Annotated in this window: 13 protein-coding genes and 3 pseudogenes; 12 read left to right on the top strand and 4 right to left on the bottom strand. The window is 69.6% G+C overall.

Features of this window, described 5'->3' with window-relative positions; all coding sequences use genetic code 11:
• Positions 1-3: 3 nt before the first annotated feature.
• On the bottom strand, positions 4-666 hold the full coding sequence (locus ACZ52R_RS31565; protein ID WP_465754566.1) for a hypothetical protein: 663 nt from the start codon (positions 664-666) through the stop codon (positions 4-6).
• Positions 663-1,814: pseudogene (locus ACZ52R_RS31570) on the bottom strand (macro domain-containing protein). Before ACZ52R_RS31570 ends, ACZ52R_RS31565 begins: the two are co-directional and overlap by 4 nt.
• A gap of 435 nt (positions 1,815-2,249) precedes the next feature.
• Between ACZ52R_RS31570 and ACZ52R_RS31575 the strand changes: the two are divergent.
• Both ACZ52R_RS31575 and ACZ52R_RS31580 read left to right on the top strand, forming a co-directional pair.
• The gene (locus ACZ52R_RS31575; RefSeq protein WP_465626283.1) at positions 2,250-2,561 is read left to right on the top strand and encodes a hypothetical protein; all 312 of its coding nucleotides are present in this window, start codon (positions 2,250-2,252) and stop codon (positions 2,559-2,561) included.
• Between the two features lie 188 nt (positions 2,562-2,749).
• Entirely contained in the window at positions 2,750-3,613 is an 864-nt protein-coding gene (locus ACZ52R_RS31580; protein WP_465626281.1) for a helix-turn-helix domain-containing protein, read from the top strand.
• Positions 3,614-3,640: 27 nt separating this feature from the next.
• On the opposite strand, the gene ACZ52R_RS31585 is transcribed toward ACZ52R_RS31580, so the two are convergent.
• Complete coding sequence (locus tag ACZ52R_RS31585) at positions 3,641-4,774, bottom strand: Fic family protein (protein ID WP_465626279.1); 1,134 nt, start codon at positions 4,772-4,774, stop codon at positions 3,641-3,643.
• Positions 4,775-4,942: 168 nt separating this feature from the next.
• Here ACZ52R_RS31585 and ACZ52R_RS31590 point away from each other — a divergent pair, with 168 nt between their 5' ends.
• The 6 genes from ACZ52R_RS31590 to ACZ52R_RS31615 all read left to right on the top strand — a co-directional run bounded on the left by ACZ52R_RS31590 (position 4,943) and on the right by ACZ52R_RS31615 (position 10,149).
• The gene (locus ACZ52R_RS31590) at positions 4,943-6,163 is read left to right on the top strand and encodes a hypothetical protein (RefSeq protein WP_465754567.1); all 1,221 of its coding nucleotides are present in this window, start codon (positions 4,943-4,945) and stop codon (positions 6,161-6,163) included.
• A 1,252-nt stretch (positions 6,164-7,415) separates the two neighbouring features.
• Positions 7,416-7,562: a DUF5994 family protein gene (locus tag ACZ52R_RS31595; RefSeq protein ID WP_465754576.1), complete on the top strand. Its 147-nt coding sequence runs from the start codon at positions 7,416-7,418 to the stop codon at positions 7,560-7,562.
• A gap of 399 nt (positions 7,563-7,961) precedes the next feature.
• Positions 7,962-8,171, top strand: coding sequence for a hypothetical protein (locus ACZ52R_RS31600; protein WP_143685673.1), 210 nt, complete (start codon positions 7,962-7,964; stop codon positions 8,169-8,171).
• 265 nt (positions 8,172-8,436) lie between these two features.
• Positions 8,437-8,910, top strand: coding sequence for a DUF5994 family protein (locus tag ACZ52R_RS31605; protein ID WP_465754568.1), 474 nt, complete (start codon positions 8,437-8,439; stop codon positions 8,908-8,910).
• Between the two features lie 55 nt (positions 8,911-8,965).
• The gene (locus ACZ52R_RS31610; protein WP_465754569.1) at positions 8,966-9,214 is read left to right on the top strand and encodes a hypothetical protein; all 249 of its coding nucleotides are present in this window, start codon (positions 8,966-8,968) and stop codon (positions 9,212-9,214) included.
• Between the two features lie 695 nt (positions 9,215-9,909).
• Positions 9,910-10,149: an SPFH domain-containing protein gene (locus ACZ52R_RS31615; protein WP_465626270.1), complete on the top strand. Its 240-nt coding sequence runs from the start codon at positions 9,910-9,912 to the stop codon at positions 10,147-10,149.
• Positions 10,150-10,192: 43 nt separating this feature from the next.
• Here the strand turns inward: ACZ52R_RS31615 and dnaK are convergent, their stop codons facing one another.
• A complete protein-coding gene (dnaK, locus tag ACZ52R_RS31620) occupies positions 10,193-12,049 on the bottom strand; it encodes a molecular chaperone DnaK (RefSeq protein WP_465626268.1) in 1,857 nt (618 codons plus the stop codon).
• Positions 12,050-12,452: 403 nt separating this feature from the next.
• On the opposite strand from dnaK, the pseudogene ACZ52R_RS31625 reads away from it, so the two are divergent.
• The 4 genes and pseudogenes from ACZ52R_RS31625 to ACZ52R_RS31640 form a co-directional block, all read left to right on the top strand.
• Positions 12,453-12,653, top strand: a pseudogene (locus ACZ52R_RS31625) (SpoIIE family protein phosphatase); the annotation flags it as partial.
• A 156-nt stretch (positions 12,654-12,809) separates the two neighbouring features.
• The gene (locus tag ACZ52R_RS31630) at positions 12,810-13,301 is read left to right on the top strand and encodes a DUF5994 family protein (protein WP_465626266.1); all 492 of its coding nucleotides are present in this window, start codon (positions 12,810-12,812) and stop codon (positions 13,299-13,301) included.
• 55 nt (positions 13,302-13,356) lie between these two features.
• Positions 13,357-13,605, top strand: coding sequence for a hypothetical protein (locus ACZ52R_RS31635; protein ID WP_465626264.1), 249 nt, complete (start codon positions 13,357-13,359; stop codon positions 13,603-13,605).
• Between the two features lie 722 nt (positions 13,606-14,327).
• Positions 14,328-15,165 (top strand): annotated as a pseudogene (locus ACZ52R_RS31640) (IS256 family transposase); the annotation flags it as partial.
• Positions 15,166-15,208 lie beyond the last annotated feature (43 nt).

Here is a 15,208-nt window from a genome sequence, read left to right on the forward strand (position 1 = left end):
CGGTTACTCCTCCTCCGACAGGTACCGTGCCGCGTCCACGAGCTGGCCGTCCCGCCCGGCGCCGAGCAGGTCGGCGGGGTTGCCGCCCAGCCACGCATTGGCCGACAGCCACCAGTCCGCGACGCCCCACGGGTCGCGTTCGGCGTCCAGAACGGTGTTGACCTCCACCACCGTCGGCAACGGCGTGCCCGCGACGCCGAACTGGAAGCCGGGCAGCCGCAGCCTCCCGCCGGGCCCGGTCAACCTCAGCAGCCCGGCAGCGCCTGGATCACCGCCCAGCAGCCGCACCTCGTCGGGGTCGAGCGCCGGTACGGCCAGGATCCTCACCCGGATCGGACCGAGCACCGGGCCGACCATGCGGTGGCCGTCGAGCACCAGCACGGCTAGGTCGTCCGCTTGGAAGCCGAGGTACGACCGGTCCTGCGGGTCCCCGGCAAACCGGGCACCGGACACATCGTCGAGCCGTCCGGACTCGGCGTCCGGCAGCGCTTCCAGCAGCAGCCGTGCCGCCTCCTCGGCCGCCTGCAGCCGGGCCGGCCCGTTCTGCTCGGCAAATCTCAACGCCTGCAGCCGCAACTCCAGTTGGCGGCCCGGCGCGGGTTCCAGCAGGCCGGCCAACCGGTCCCAGTCGGCGGCGGCGGCCGCAAGCACCTGGTACGGGTTCATCGGATCCTTCCGTCGACCGCCTTCACGGCCATGAGTTGACGTTCGATCAGATCTGCGGCGACAGCCCGCCGCACCACGAGGTGCACCTCCCACTTCGCACCGCGGATCAGTTCGGCCTCCACCGCGGCCCAGAGCATGCCGAGACTGACCTCGTACGGCAGCCCGCCTCGGCCGGAACCGAGCAACGGAAGACAGATCGAGCGCAGCGGAGGATCGAACTGCCGGTGTTCCTCGGCAAGCACGGCGAGCGCCCGGGCGACCGCCCGGGTCACGTCCGCCGGCAGCACATCGTAGTCGTTCGTCCCGAGGCGCGGGACCGCCACCGCGGCGTGATAGATCCGCCGAACACCCTGCTCCACCAGCGCCCCCGCCCCGACCGCCGCCACGGTTCCCGGCAGGACCGCCCGGCCCGGCGCCCCGTGCCGGACGGCCCACCTCCGCAACTCCTCGTGCACCAGGTCCTCGACGAGCTCCCCGGTCGACCCGCGCAGCGCTCCCACCCGCCGAAGCGACGCCGACACCGACGACTTGTACGGCTCCGGCAGCGCCAGATAGGTGTTGGTCGGCGAGACAACGACGTCCACATCGCGCAACAGATCGACGGGGTGGACGTGCACCGTCACCAGCGCGGTCCGATCGCCCACCCGGACCCGCAGCGACCGGTGACCCGACGACGCGGGCGAGAGCGGCCCAACGTCCACCGCCTCCCCCGCCTGGTCCGCCTGGCGCGACAGCGCTGCCCGACCCGGCTGCCCCGCCCGTGCGGCCATCCGAATCACCTACTCGGCGACCTCACCCAGCACCAGCGCCTCGTGGTGCTTGCGGAATCGCTCCACGCTCACCCCGTACACGCCCGCGGCATGCTTCCGACGGTCGGCGGGCGGCCAGTCGCGAGTGCCCTGGGCCAGGCCGAGGCTGTACTCGGCGGCCGTGTGAAGGTTGCCGGGATCGATTCGCGTCACCGCCAGCCGCAGCAGCCGCTCCACAGAGGCGGGCCGCGACTCCCGCCCGGCCGGCAGGTCAATCATGTCTGCGGCCCGGGCCAGCGCCGGGAGCTCCAGCTCACGCAGCCGCACCAGGCCGACTCGCCGCAATTCCCGCACCTCCCTGAGAACTGACGCGTGGTCCGGCAGGTCGCTGTGCAGCATGTCGGAGAGGATCGCACCGCGCCGACGGCGGCGACAAGCTGGATCCGCCCTCCCATCCAACCACCCCGCCCGGGCGGCTTCGGGTCGCTTTCCGGGCGCACTCGGGCACCCGCCGGACAACGGCACGCGGGTCGCTCCAGGCCGATCTGCAGAGCCTCTGGTGATGAACGGCAGCATCCCCGGGCCGGATGCCGACGTGGTGGGACCGTCGACGGCGGCGAGGCTCACTGGGCGTTTCACCCTGATTCCGAGGTTCATCTTCCGTGCCAGGTCGGTGTGCTCTCGCCGATGAGTCGGCGGGTCATGAGCCAGCGCCTCATTGGCGAGAACCCTGAGCGTGGAGTGGAGAAGGTCGTTTGGGCTCGCGGCAGGTGTGGAGTTCCGCTGGTGGGCACGCTACTGACGCGCCCCCGGAAGGCGGGGAAAGTATCTACCGTGGCTGGTTCCGCCAATGCTGTCGGCGGCCCGGACCCGGCTCTGCCGATCACCGTACCCGACGGCAGCACTCGCGTCCGCTGCTTCGAACGCTGGATCGGTCTCGACAACTGGACCATGGACCGGCCTGTCGACCTGGTTGTCCGAGACATGGACGGTCACCGACCGGTGGTTGCCGTCGGCGCGCTGGGCGACGGGCGCGTGGGCCGAACCCGTAGCGCCCTGAGCGTGGAAGCGGAGGCGGGGCCCTCTATGCGTCTGAGCTATCGCAACGCCATCGACGGTCAACCACCCATCAGCCACAGAACGTGATCGCTCGGCCAGTGCGTCGTTGCCGGTGCACCGCTGCCCACGCCACGAGCAGGGTTCGCTGGAGAACGAACCAACACGAACTATGAGCAGGCGCCCTCACGCATATGCCGACCAAGCTCGGTCAGCTCCGGACGGCAGCATCACGCGACGGGAACGATACGACCTCTGACAACCACGGAGGACGGCCCATGGGCGATGCAGGAACGCCGATGGAGCGCATGCGCAGGCTGGATCACCTCAGCCCCTTGGAGGCCGCGAAGGCGTGGGGTGTCCCCAATCCGGCGTTGAAGAACGCGGCGGAGCAGATCCGCCAGATCCGGGCAGGAACAGACCGTTCACTCGCCCGTGACAGGCCGCGCTGTCCCGAACCGGTCGCTTCGTTCTACGGCTTCCCATGCAAGGTCCCGGTCGAGTCAGGGATGGACGTCTGTTACCAGCACCGCCGGGTGAAGGCCAACCCGGGCACGGATGTGACCTCTTACGCTCTGGCCGCCGTACAGGCCCACACGGGCTGGGAAGAACTGCGCGAGAGTATCCGAAGCCTGGACAAGGGCGCGCTGCAGACCGAACGACTACGACTCTTCAAGGCATTCGAGGCCAACGCTCCGATGACCGAGGAGGACTATCGACTCGCCTCCCTTCTGCTGCCCTCCGACGATCCGGCCACACAGGCCCGCCGCGCCCTGGGCCTGCCCGGGCCCAACGACGGAATCGGCGACGCGGCTCGCCTGCGCGGACTCGGCGTGCTCCTCGCCGCCGCGGAGGCTGCCGCGCTCAACGTGCACACCGGACTGCCCGAGCCCAAGCACAAGCCCACAGGTCCCTCAGCCAACGACACGCCCAAGAGCGACGAACCCCTGCTGCACTCCGTCACGGAAGCCGCGAAGCGCCTGGGCGTGGGCGTCGCCTGGCTTCGTTCGGAGTCCGCCGCCGGCCGCATCCCTCACCGGCAGATCGGCAGCCACCGCATGTTCAGCGAGGACGACCTCGCACAGATCGTTAAGGATGCGTACCGGCCCGGCAACGGAAAGATCCGAGGCCGACGCTGGTGAGCTCGAGCGTCCCCCGCACCTGCTGAGTCACGCGTAGGGGTCACGCAGCGGCCTGGGCTCACGAACTCCGCGCGTGATTTCCTCGGGCAGGTCCGGGCCGGCGGTGTAGTAGCGGCCCTGGGCCTCGCCCTTGGCGGTGAGCCAGCTGGCGCGGACGAGTTCACGGATGTCGCGTTGGGCCTGCTGTTCGCTGATTTCGGCATCGGCCTGGTATGTGGCGCGGCGCAGGCGGTTGCCCATGGCAGCGGGGTAGAGGGCGTAGAGCATGCGGTCGGGCCAGCCGCGCTGCTCGATCGCTTCGTCGAGGGCGGTCCAGACGTCTCGGGTGGTGTTGACCTGCCGCTCGACGCTCTGGGCCTGCTGGTGGTGGGCGCGCAGGCAGAACCTGACCCAGGGCAGGGTGTCGCGGTCGGGGGTCCAGACGGGGCCGCCGACCTCAGCGAGGACGTCGTAGTAGCGGTAGGTGTTGCGGGCGCGGCCGAGCCATTCCTCGATGCTGGAGAACTCGGGCGCCATGATCCCTTCTCTGGCGAGGACCAGGGTGTGCAGGGCGCGGGACATCCGCCCGTTGCCGTCCGGCCATGGGTGGATCGCGACCAGGTTCAGGTGTGCCATCGACGCTCGCACGAGACCAGGGGTCTCAAGGTCGCCCTCGTTGAGCCAGTCCACCAGTTCGGCGGTCAGCTCCGGCACCTGATCGGCGCCAGGTGCGGTGTAGGCGGCGATGGTCGGGTCCTCGGCCGAGGTCACGTAGACCGGGCCGGTGCGCCACCAGCCGGGCCGCTTGAGCAGGTGGTGGCCCTGCATCATGAAGTGCAGCGCGTTCAGCAACCCCTTGCTGTACTCGAAGTCCTCGCTGGCGTCGGCCAGGCGTTGGATGTAGGTCATCGCCTGGCGGCAGCCCTCGATCTCGACCGCGACGGTGTCGTTCGCATCGATCGGTGCCTCGCCGACCATGATGTCCTCGACGTCCGACACGCTCGCCGCGTAGCCCTCGATCGTGTTCGACCCGGCGATGGCCCGCGCCGTGAGGTTACGCCTCAGCTGGCCTTCCCAGCGCCGGGGTGTGCGCAGGTGCAGGCGCAGACGGTCGCGCATCTGCGCGATCTCGTCCAGAACGGCTTGATCGGCTTCCTGCAGCGCCGGTGTCTGGTACAGCATGCCGCGATGACACCATGACGGCATCAAGCAGTCAAGCCAGGTTCAGCGCGACTATGCCATATGAGTACATCGACATCACCACCGAAGGCGCCCGCCCGAGAACCGACCCCGCAGTCCGCCCGGCCGTCGCGCACCGCGCGCCTCACCCAGGCACCCATGCCCCGGCCGATGCCAACGCCCCCGCCATCGGTCGCCCCGGCCCAGACGCACGCCTGGGCCGACTTCCTGGCGCAGGCCGTCCGCAACGGGCTCGACCCGGCGCTGGTCACCCAATGGCTGACCATTCTGGCCGACGCCACCGGCAGCCCGCTGCTCCCATCCCTGCCCTCGATGCCGCTGGCGGAGTACGTCGACCGCCGCCTCCCGGCCATCCTGGCCGACCTTGAGACCACGACCCATATCCCCTACCTGGCCGGATGGCACCACCGGATCGAGCCCGACCTCGGGCACCTTCCGGTCAGCCTGGTCACCACCAGCACGATCGCCAACGCGGTCGACAGCTGGATTTCGGAGGGCTGCGGCCGCTCAACGATCAAGAACACCCTCGCCATGCTCTACCGCATCCTCGGGCAGGCCGTCATGGACGGCCTCATCGAGCACGCGCCCGCCCACGTCAAAGGCTGGCAGCAGAAGTACCAGCAGGCCGAGGACGAACTGCTGGACCCCCGCCTTCTCGCCCTGCGGGACTGGGATGCCCTCACCGAACTCGCCGAAGCCCTGATCGACGCCTCCTACAACCACTACCGCGGCTGGGGCGACTACCGCGGCTGGGGCGACGTCGTCATCCACGGCGCCTGCACCGCCACCCGCATCGGCGAGGTCTCAGGAGTCCGAGCCTGCGACATCAACGTCCGCACCTGGCTCCTCACCTGCCGACGGCAGACCACCCCCGCACCCGGCGGCCTCGTCGACAAACACACCAAAGGCAAGACCGCCCGCTACATCCCGATCATCGAACCACTGCGCCCACTGATCATCTGCCGCCTCGAAGCGACCCGGCAATCCGAACGCCCGCCTCTACACCGGCCCCCGCGGTGGCCGCATCAGCACCGCCGTCCTGCGCGACGCCACCCACCGGAACGACGTCACCCGCAACCTCGGCTACGAGCACCTGAGCCACCACGACCTGCGCCACACCGGCCTGACCTGGATGGCCGACGCCGGAATCCTGCCTTCGATGCTCCAGCAGATCGCCGGCCACAAGGACAGCACCACCACCCAGCGCTACCTCCACCCCGACCTCCGCGAACTCACCAAGGCTGGCGAAGCGTTCACCAAGCACCTCGCCGAGCAGCTCCGCGCCGCCGGGAAGATCCCCGGCCACTGGTAACGGAGCGCATCCAAGTCCCTCGGGAAGACGCCTTCGCTCGCCAAAGCACCCCCAGCTGATCAACCGTCAACGTGCCCCATTCAGGGGTGCGTTACCCACTTGACCCCGCTTTTCGGGCGGTCAAGTGCGCCACAGCGCCCGAGTTCATGCATTCGTTCCAGAAAGGGATTGATACCTTCGCACCACAGGAAAAACAGCGATACATCCCAGCAATCGAAGGATGGCAATAGCGGCAATTGCCCGATATGCCGCGTCCGAAAACCGCCAAAAGGCGGCTTACTCTACGCGAGTAAACCGCCTCTGACCTGCGACTTTACAGTCGGGACGACAGGATTTGAACCCTGCGACCCCTTGACCCCCAGCGGTCGGACGGATGTCCGACCAATGTCCACCAGTCCAAGCCTCGCAGGTCAGGGCCCTTCACGTCCAACCTCCATGACGCCTGATGCCACCCCATGACACCCAATCCGTGAGAAGCGCGTGAGAGCCAGCACGCGAGCGGGAGATCGAAAGTGATCCGCTCACCCAGGACAATGAGACTTCCTCCGCTCCAGAGCCCCCGATGTCGCTCTTCGGAACAGCGCGGCCGCGACGGTCGGCCTCCAGATCAAGGAATTCTGCATCGTCCACCGACAGGCAGTAGTGACGGGAGCCACCGGCCTCCCACGCAGACCATTACACTCGACCGCCCCACAAAAAAGGCCGCCCCCGCATTGCTGCGGAGGTGACCTTTCCGGCCTGCGCAAACGTAACACCGGCCGGGACAACAGGATCTGAATCCACGCCCCCGCAACCCTATGATCTTCCCGCCGAAAGGGCAGACACTCGCGAGATCACGAGTCGCGGATCCAGGAATCCTGCCTCATTGATCCACATATTCGCCTCCTCGCGATCGTCCCACCGGTTACTTCTCCCGGCACTTTCCAGAATACTCCGCGCTGCTGGAATCCGAGCACCTCTTGCACATGAATTCTTTTTCAAAAATTACCGCACGCTCATGTTTGACCGTCATCCGATAAATACCTTGGGCCGCACCCGACAGCGGCAAGATCCTGCCTGGCTGAAGTGCCGCGGGTCAGGGCCGGCGCCATGCCGGGACAGGGGAGGTGCTGGTGAGACGTTCGCCGGTCCATCTTGAGGCAAGGCAGGGAGCCGACGGTGGAAGGACTCACCGTCGACGACCTGCGCGATTCCTGCGGTGCCAGGCGCCCGCACCAGGCCGTCCACAACAACGAGTCCAGGACGGGTGTTCGGTATGACCGGGCGGCCTCCGATCCCACCGCTGCCCAGCCACCGGGGCCGGAACCGCCGGTGCGCCTCTCACTGACACCGGAAGGAGCCACCCCGGGACGACTGGACGGCGCCCGGCGGCCCCGCTCGCACGACCTCCTGCACGAACTCCCCCCGCTGGCGGCAGCACTGGCCCCACATGGGGGGAGATCACACCTGTCACCGTGAATCCGACACATCGGCTGGTCATCCCCCGGCGGGTCCCGTCGAAGGCCACGTCATCCACGTCGGATGGTTCGAGCAGGAGCAGGACGCGGACGAGGTGATGGTGTGCTCCTTCGTCCCGCTCCGCCTGGAGCTCCTGGTAATTCCCCCGAGGACGGGGCCTCGGCCGCCGCCGAGTGGCTGATGACCGCGGCGCCCGACCCGGCCAATGCCCGCACCGGCACCGACGCATCCGCAGCGCTCCGCTCGGATGCGGTCGGGCGCACCGGACGGCGGCCCGGCCTGACCAGGGCACGGGGGTGGGCACCGGGTCCCCTGGGGGCGGGCCGTGAGGGTCGGACGGGTGCGCGGCACGACAGGGCTCCGGTGGCGGACCCGGGATCGGACCTGGACAATCGGGTCATGGCAAGCCTCGAAGCGAACCCCGGGACGGTGCATCTGGCCCACGAGGCGGGATATGTCAGCCCCGGCGTCGCGCTGGGCGAGTCGGTCAAGGGCATAGTTCGCATCGACGAGCGCGGATGGGTGCACGTCACTCAGGCGGACGGATCTCGGGTGTCGTTCCCGCCTCATGCCGTAGAACGCGTCAACTGGGGCGAGCCTGCTTCCTAGACGCCGGGGCTCCGCTCCTCGCCGTGGATATGGGCTCACGTCTCCGGGACCGCTCATCGAGCAGCGGGTCGCACGAGCGACGATGCCGCCCTGTTCGCGATCGAATGGCGTTGAGAGGCCGGCACCCCGCGCGGGCTGTCCCCACCGGCCGGGTCGGCGGGGTACGGGCGGGGTACCGTGGGGATATGGGGCGGCCCGGCCGCCGTTCCCTTGGTCGGCCCTCGCCCGGCGGGGCCGGCGTGCGTCCACGGACAGGTGGCGCGCCATGTCGGACGAAACCGGTGCCGTGTTCCCGGGACTTCTGCCGGACCGGTTCCGGCAGGCCGCGAAGCCGGGGACCGTCCTGCTGCGTCTGGAGCCCACACAGTCGCGCGAGGGTGTGCTCGACGGCGCATGGTGGCCGCGGTCACGGGACGTCGGCGCCGAACTCCCCGGTCTGGTCAGGGCGTTGACTGAACACTCCGGCCCGCGGCGAGCGTCGGGCTGGACGCGGAAGCCTGGGACGACGCGCCGGCCCGGCTGGTCGTCGAGGGCCGGTCGGTGCACATCGACCGGTACCGGTGACGACACGGTGATCGTCACGCGGGGCGACCGCGACCACTTCATCCTGCTCGTCGTCCCCGGCGGCCAGGAGACGGCCCTGGCTGCGATGGCCCGCGCGGTCGAGGCCGACGGAACCGACTCGGCACGGCAGATCCTCGTCGCCACCGGCATCGGTCCCGGGCGCGAAGAGTCCTGAGGCACGCCCCTCATGGGCCGGGCTCCTCGGGCGGACAGGAAGGCGGGACGCAGAGATGTCCGTCTACGTGAAGCTCTCGGCCGACGCCCGCGCGCCGGCGGAGCCGTCGAAGGGACCGCTGGACCTGCAGTACGAGGACGACACGGACAGCGGCGTCACCTTCGAGTACGACCTGCACCCGAGTGGTGCGCTGCGCGTCCTGCGGGTCTTCGAGGACACGCCCCACCGGATCGAGGCCTGCTTCAGCCCCGGGGCATGGCTCCAGGCCGCGGGCACCTACCTGCGAAGCGGCTCCGAGTACTGACGACGATCCGCTCCGGGCGAACCGCAGGCCGTCGGCGGCGGTTCGCCCCGGTCGCGCGGGGTGCGCGCACCGGCCCCCGTGCCGGAACCGGACGGCGGAGCACGACCAGTACGCCGGCCAGTCCGACGGATGCCGGTGAACAGCGGGTAGGACATCGGTCCGTGTTCGAACCGTACCGTGGCGGGCGGTGTCTCGATGGGATTCGTGGTCCGCGGGCGGACCCGGTGCTCGGCTGCGATGCCGGAGAAGCCGGAGCCGCCGCTTCTCTCCGTCGTGCCACGCCGAGTGGCGCAGCGGCGGGGCATCGGCACGAGCCGGGGGGTGGATGGATGCTGTGTACTCCCCACTCGGGTGCGACGCGTTGCCTGCGGATGGTCGCCCCCGGGTGTGGTTGTGGGCGAGGCGACGGCTACTCGCGTTCGTCGGCCCGCCCCGATCCGGTCCGCATTGCGGCGACGGCTGCGTCCTGGGGGCGCCATCGCCAACCTGTCGGTGCAGAGGATCCTGCACTTGGGCGGCCGGTCACGACAGGAGCAGGCCCGTTCGGCCCTGTCAACGGCACCGGATGCGGGGAAGGCTCACGGTAGGACCGAAAACCGGTCCCGCGCCTCCCGGTCGCTCTGCTCGCGGCGACGCGTTTCCCGGACCTGGCTGTCGACGCAGGTCCGCAGTCGAAGGAAGCCGAAAGGACTGCCGTGATCGCAGTCCTGGTGGTGCTGGTCATCCTGGTCCTGATCGGGCTCGCGATGTCGATCCGTATCGTCCGCCAGTACGAGAAGGGGGTCGTCTTCCGGTTCGGCCGGATCACCGGAGCACGCGAGCCGGGACTGCGCCTGATCGTCCCGTTCGCCGACGTCATGCACCACATCTCGCTGCGGGCCTGTCGGAGCGGGGCCGGGTCGTCGCGGCTGGAGGGTGGCCGCTGTCACGTATGACGCCCCCCAGGGCGGTCGCCCCGGCCCGGGTCGGCGGGCCGGCTCATCCGGTGGCTCCTTTCGGTGTCTGGTCGTCGACGATCTCCGCATCGACGACCTCCTCCTCATCGCCGCTCTGCGTCGGGCCGGTGCCGGCCGCGGCTTGCGGGCCGCCGGCCTGGGCGTAGAGGGCGGTACCGATCTTCTGTGCGACGGTGGCCGCGCGCTCCATCGAGGTGCGGATGGCCGTGGTGTCCTCGCCCTTGAGCTTGTCCTTCAGGTCCGCCAGGGCTTCGTTGACCTCGGACGTGACGTCTGAGGGGATCTTGTCCGGGTTGTCCTGGAGGAGCTTCTCGGTGGAGTAGACGAGGTGTTCGGCCTGGTTGCGGGTCTCGGCGGCCTCCTTGCGGCGGCGGTCCTCCTCGGCGTGCTGCTCGGCCTCGCGCATCATGCGCTCGATGTCCTGCTTGGGCAGGGAGGAGCCACCGGTGACGGTCATCCTCTGCTCCTTCCCGGTGCCGAGGTCCTTGGCGGCGACGTGCATGATGCCGTTGGCGTCGATGTCGAAGGTGACCTCGATCTGCGGCAGGCCGCGCGGCGCCGGCGGCAGGCCGGTCAGCTCGAACATGCCGAGCTTCTTGTTGTACGCCGCGATCTCGCGCTCGCCCTGGAAGACCTGGATCTGCACGGACGGCTGGTTGTCCTCGGCCGTCGTGAAGATCTCGGAGCGCCGGGTGGGGATCGTGGTGTTGCGCTCGATCAGCTTGGTCATGATGCCGCCCTTGGTCTCGATGCCGAGGGACAGCGGGGTGACGTCGAGCAGCAGGACGTCCTTGACCTCGCCCTTGAGGACACCGGCCTGCAGGGAGGCGCCGATGGCGACGACCTCGTCCGGGTTGACGCCCTTGTGCGGGTCCTTGCCGGTCAGCTCCTTCACCAGGCCGGTGACGGCCGGCATACGGGTCGAGCCGCCGACGAGGATGACGTGGTCGATGCCGGACACCTTGATCCCGGCGTCCTTCACCGCCTGGTGGAACGGGGTCTTGCAGCGTTCCAGCAGATCGGCGGTGAGCTGCTGGAACTGGGCGCGGGTGAGCTTCTCGTCCAGGTGCAGCGGGCCCTCGGCGGAGGCCGTGACGTACGGCAGATTGATCGTCGTCTCGCTCGTCGCGGACAGCTCGATCTTGGCCCTCTCGGCGGCCTCACGCAGCCGCTGCACGGCCATCTTGTCCTTCGACAGGTCGATGCCGTAACCGTTCTTGAACTGCTGGACGAGATGGTCGACGATCTTCTGGTCCCAGTCGTCGCCGCCGAGGTGGGTGTCACCGTTGGTGGCCTTCACCTCCACCACGCCCTCGCCGATCTCCAGCAGGGAGACGTCGAAGGTGCCGCCGCCGAGGTCGAAGACCAGGATCGTCTGGTCACTCTCCTTGTCCAGCCCGTACGCGAGGGCCGCGGCGGTCGGCTCGTTGACGATGCGCAGCACCTTCAGGCCGGCGATCTCCCCGGCCTCCTTGGTGGCGGTGCGCTGGGAGTCGTTGAAGTAGGCGGGGACGGTGACGACGGCGTCGGTGACGTCCTCGCCGAGGTAGGCCTCGGCGTCGCGCTTGAGCTTCTGCAGTACACGGGCGGAGATCTCCTGCGCGGTGTACCGCTTCCCCTCGACGTCGCCGGTGTCGGGGAAGCGCCAGTGCGGGTCGCCCACGTGGCGTTTGACGGAGCGGGCGGTGCGGTCCACGTTCGTGACGGCCTGGCGTTTGGCGACTTCGCCGACCAGCACGTCGCCGCCCTTGGCGAACGCCACGACTGACGGGGTGGTGCGCGCCCCTTCCGCGTTGGGGATGACGGTGGGCTCGCCGCCCTCCAGGACACAGACGACGGAGTTCGTGGTGCCCAGATCGATACCGACGGAGCGAGCCATCGCGGGGCCTCCTCCCGCACGAGCGGATTCCTGGGCCAAACCCCTCTCCCTCACTCGTAGAGCTTCAGTGGCTCGGTGTCAAGGTTGTTCGGCGTCGGGCCGCCCGCCGTGGGGCGGGAGGGCTCCGAACGCTCGGCGGTGAGGAGGTCGCCATGGCTTCCGTACTGCGGTGGGCGATCGCCCTGCCCGGTGCCCGGCACCCACGCGCCGCCCGAGACGGTCGTCGTGCATTCGGCCGCCGACTTCGGCCCGAACCGGGAGCCGGTCCGCACGGTCGGCCCTCGGGTGGCAGTGGTGCGGCCGTGTCGTCCTCAGCATTGGTGCGGCATGACGAACGCGCCGAGACCAGGTGAGCGGCCCTCGCGCGGCGCTGGACGGCGGCACGGTGACCGGGTCCTGTGGTTTCACCGACGGCCTGGTCGAGGAGCGCGAGGCCGGCGGGATGCAGTTCGGGGAGGAACAGCTCATCGACTGGGTCAACCGCGTCGAGCGATCGCAGGACGGGGTGCGGGCCGTGGTGCGCGCGCTTTCCCACATCCTGAAGGAGAAGCGGGGCGGTCGTACGAGCGACGACGCGACCCTGTTCCTGATCGAGTGGCGCTGAGACGCCCGCACCCCCGCCGCGGTTCTCCTGACCGGCCGGATCGGTCCGGCGCGGGCGGAGTACCGTGGAGATGTCGGGGCGGCCCGAGCCGCAGCGCCCTGAGGGCCGGGCCTCGCTCAGCGGGCTCGGCCCGCGTCCACGGACAGGTGGCGAGCCATGTCGGACGAAACCGGTGCCTCGCACCACGGGCTTCTGCCGGACCGGTTCCGGCAGGCCGCGCAGCCGGGGACGGTCCTGCTGCGCCTGGAGACCACCCAGTCACGCGAAGGTGCGCTCGACGGCGCGTGGTGGCCGCGTTCACGTGACATCGGCGCCGAACTGCCTGGCCTGGTCCGCGCGTTGACCGAACACCTCGGCCCCGTGGCGAGCGTCGGCCTGGACACGGAAGCCTGGGACGACGTCCCGGCCCGCCTGGTCGTCGACGGCCGGTCGGTGCACATCGACCGGTATCCGGTCGGCGACGACACCGTGATCATCACGCGGGGCGACCGCGATCACTTCAGCCTGCTCGTCGTCCCCCCGCAGGCGAGCCAGGAGGCGGCCCTGGCCGCGATGGCCCGCGCGGTCGAGGCCGACGGAACCGACTCGGCACGGCAGATCCTCATCGCCACCGGCATCGGTCCCGAGCCACCGGGCGAAGCGTCCTGAGGGACGGCCTCGTGGGCCGGAGTCCTCGGGCAGACAGGAAAGGCGGGACGCAGAGATGTCCGTCTACGTGAAGCTCTCGACCGACGCCCGGGCACCGGCGGAGCCGTCGAAGGGACCGCTGGACCTGCAGTACGAGGACGACACGGACAGCGGCGTCACCTTCGAGTACGACCTGCACCCGAGTGGTGCGCTGCGCGTCCTGCGGGTCTTCGAGGACACGCCCCACCGGATCGAGGCCTGCTTCAGCCCCGGGGCATGGCTCCAGGCCGCGGGCACCTACCTGCGAAGCGGCTCCGAGTACTGACGACGATCCGCTCCGGGCGAACCGCAGGCCGTCGGCGGCGGTTCGCCCCGGTCGCGCGGGGTGCGCGCACCGGCCCCCGTGCCGGAACCGGACGGCGGAGCACGACCAGTACGCCGACCAGTCCGACGGATGCCGGTGAATATCTTCCGCCGCCACAACGCCGTCTCCAGCGCGTCCAGTGACAGGTCGGCGCGCATGCGGGTCGTCGAAGCCGTCGCCCGAGCCCTGAACACCAGCCTCACGGCGCCCGCGGGGACGTCTCCTACGCCCTCGCCGCCCTGGCAGGCGACCAGCTCACGACCGTCTCCTCGCCGACCTTTCCCACGGCTACGCGCCGTTGTTCGGCCGCGCCGACCTCACCACCGCGGCTTGACCCGGACCGGGCAATGGCCGTCACCGGTACCGTGCGGAAGCTCGCCCAACGGGCAGCACCGCGCATTCGCAGCGGCCGCCACGCCAGGTTCAGGGTCGACCTGAACGCCTGGTCGGGCAGGGTCGCGATTCTGGCGCGCGCGGCGGCGGCTCGGGGGGTTGCCGCCGCCGCGCAGCGGCAGATTACCTCACACCCGGACGCCGCAAAATCTATGCTCGCCGGAGTAGACATTCCTTGCGGGCGGGTCTAGCGTTTCGCTCGTAGACAGGAGTCGGCGATACCGGCCAGACAGGGTCTGCACTTTGAACGGTGCAACTCCCGATCATGGAAGTAGCACCTGATGAGCGACGTGACTGTCTCCGTTGAGGCGGTTGAAGAGGTCCGGCCGGTCGAGCTGCCGGCGGACCTGTTGGACGACCAGTTGATCGCCCAGCTGGTCGACCGGGCCCGGGCGGGTGGCCTGCAGCTGACCGGTGAGGGCGGGCTGCCGCAGCAGCTGACCAGGCGCGTGCTGGAGTCCGCCCTGGAGGGCGAGATCACCGACCACCTCGGATACGAGAAGCACGACCCGGCCGGGGCGGGCAGCGGGAACTCGCGCAACGGAGTACGGCCGAAGACCGTCCTGACCGAGGTCGGCCCGGTCGAGATCGAGGGGCCTCGCGACCGGGAGGGCAGCTTCGAGCCGCAGATCGTCAAGAAGCGGCAGCGCCGCCTGACCGGCGTGGACGAGAGATGGTGCTGTCGCTGTCCGCGCGCGGCCTGACGCACGGCGACATCTCCGCCCACCTGGCGGAGGTCTACGGCGCGAGCGTGTCCAAGACGACCATCTCCACCATCACCGACAAGGTCATCGACGGGATGACGGAGTGGCGGAACCGGCCGCTCGACCCGGTCGGTCCGGTGATCTTCATCGACTGCGTGCATGTGAAGGTGCGCGACGGGCAGGTGGCGAACCGGCCCGTCTGCGTCGCCCTGGCGGTCACCGTCGACGGCACCCGCGACATCCTCGGCCTGTGGGCCGGCGACGGCGGCGAGGGCGTCAAGTACTGGCTCCAGGTGCTGACAGAGATCAAGAACCGGGGCGTCCAGGCGGCGTCCAGGACGTGTGCATGGTCGTCTGCGACGGCCTGAAGGGCCTGCCCGAAGCCATCGAGACGGTATGGCCGCCGGCGATCACCCAGACATGCGGGTTGGCCGAGCCCAGGCTGCGTGGCTCCAGCCGCCCACAGG

This window comes from Kitasatospora sp. NPDC034023, from assembly GCF_055575795.1.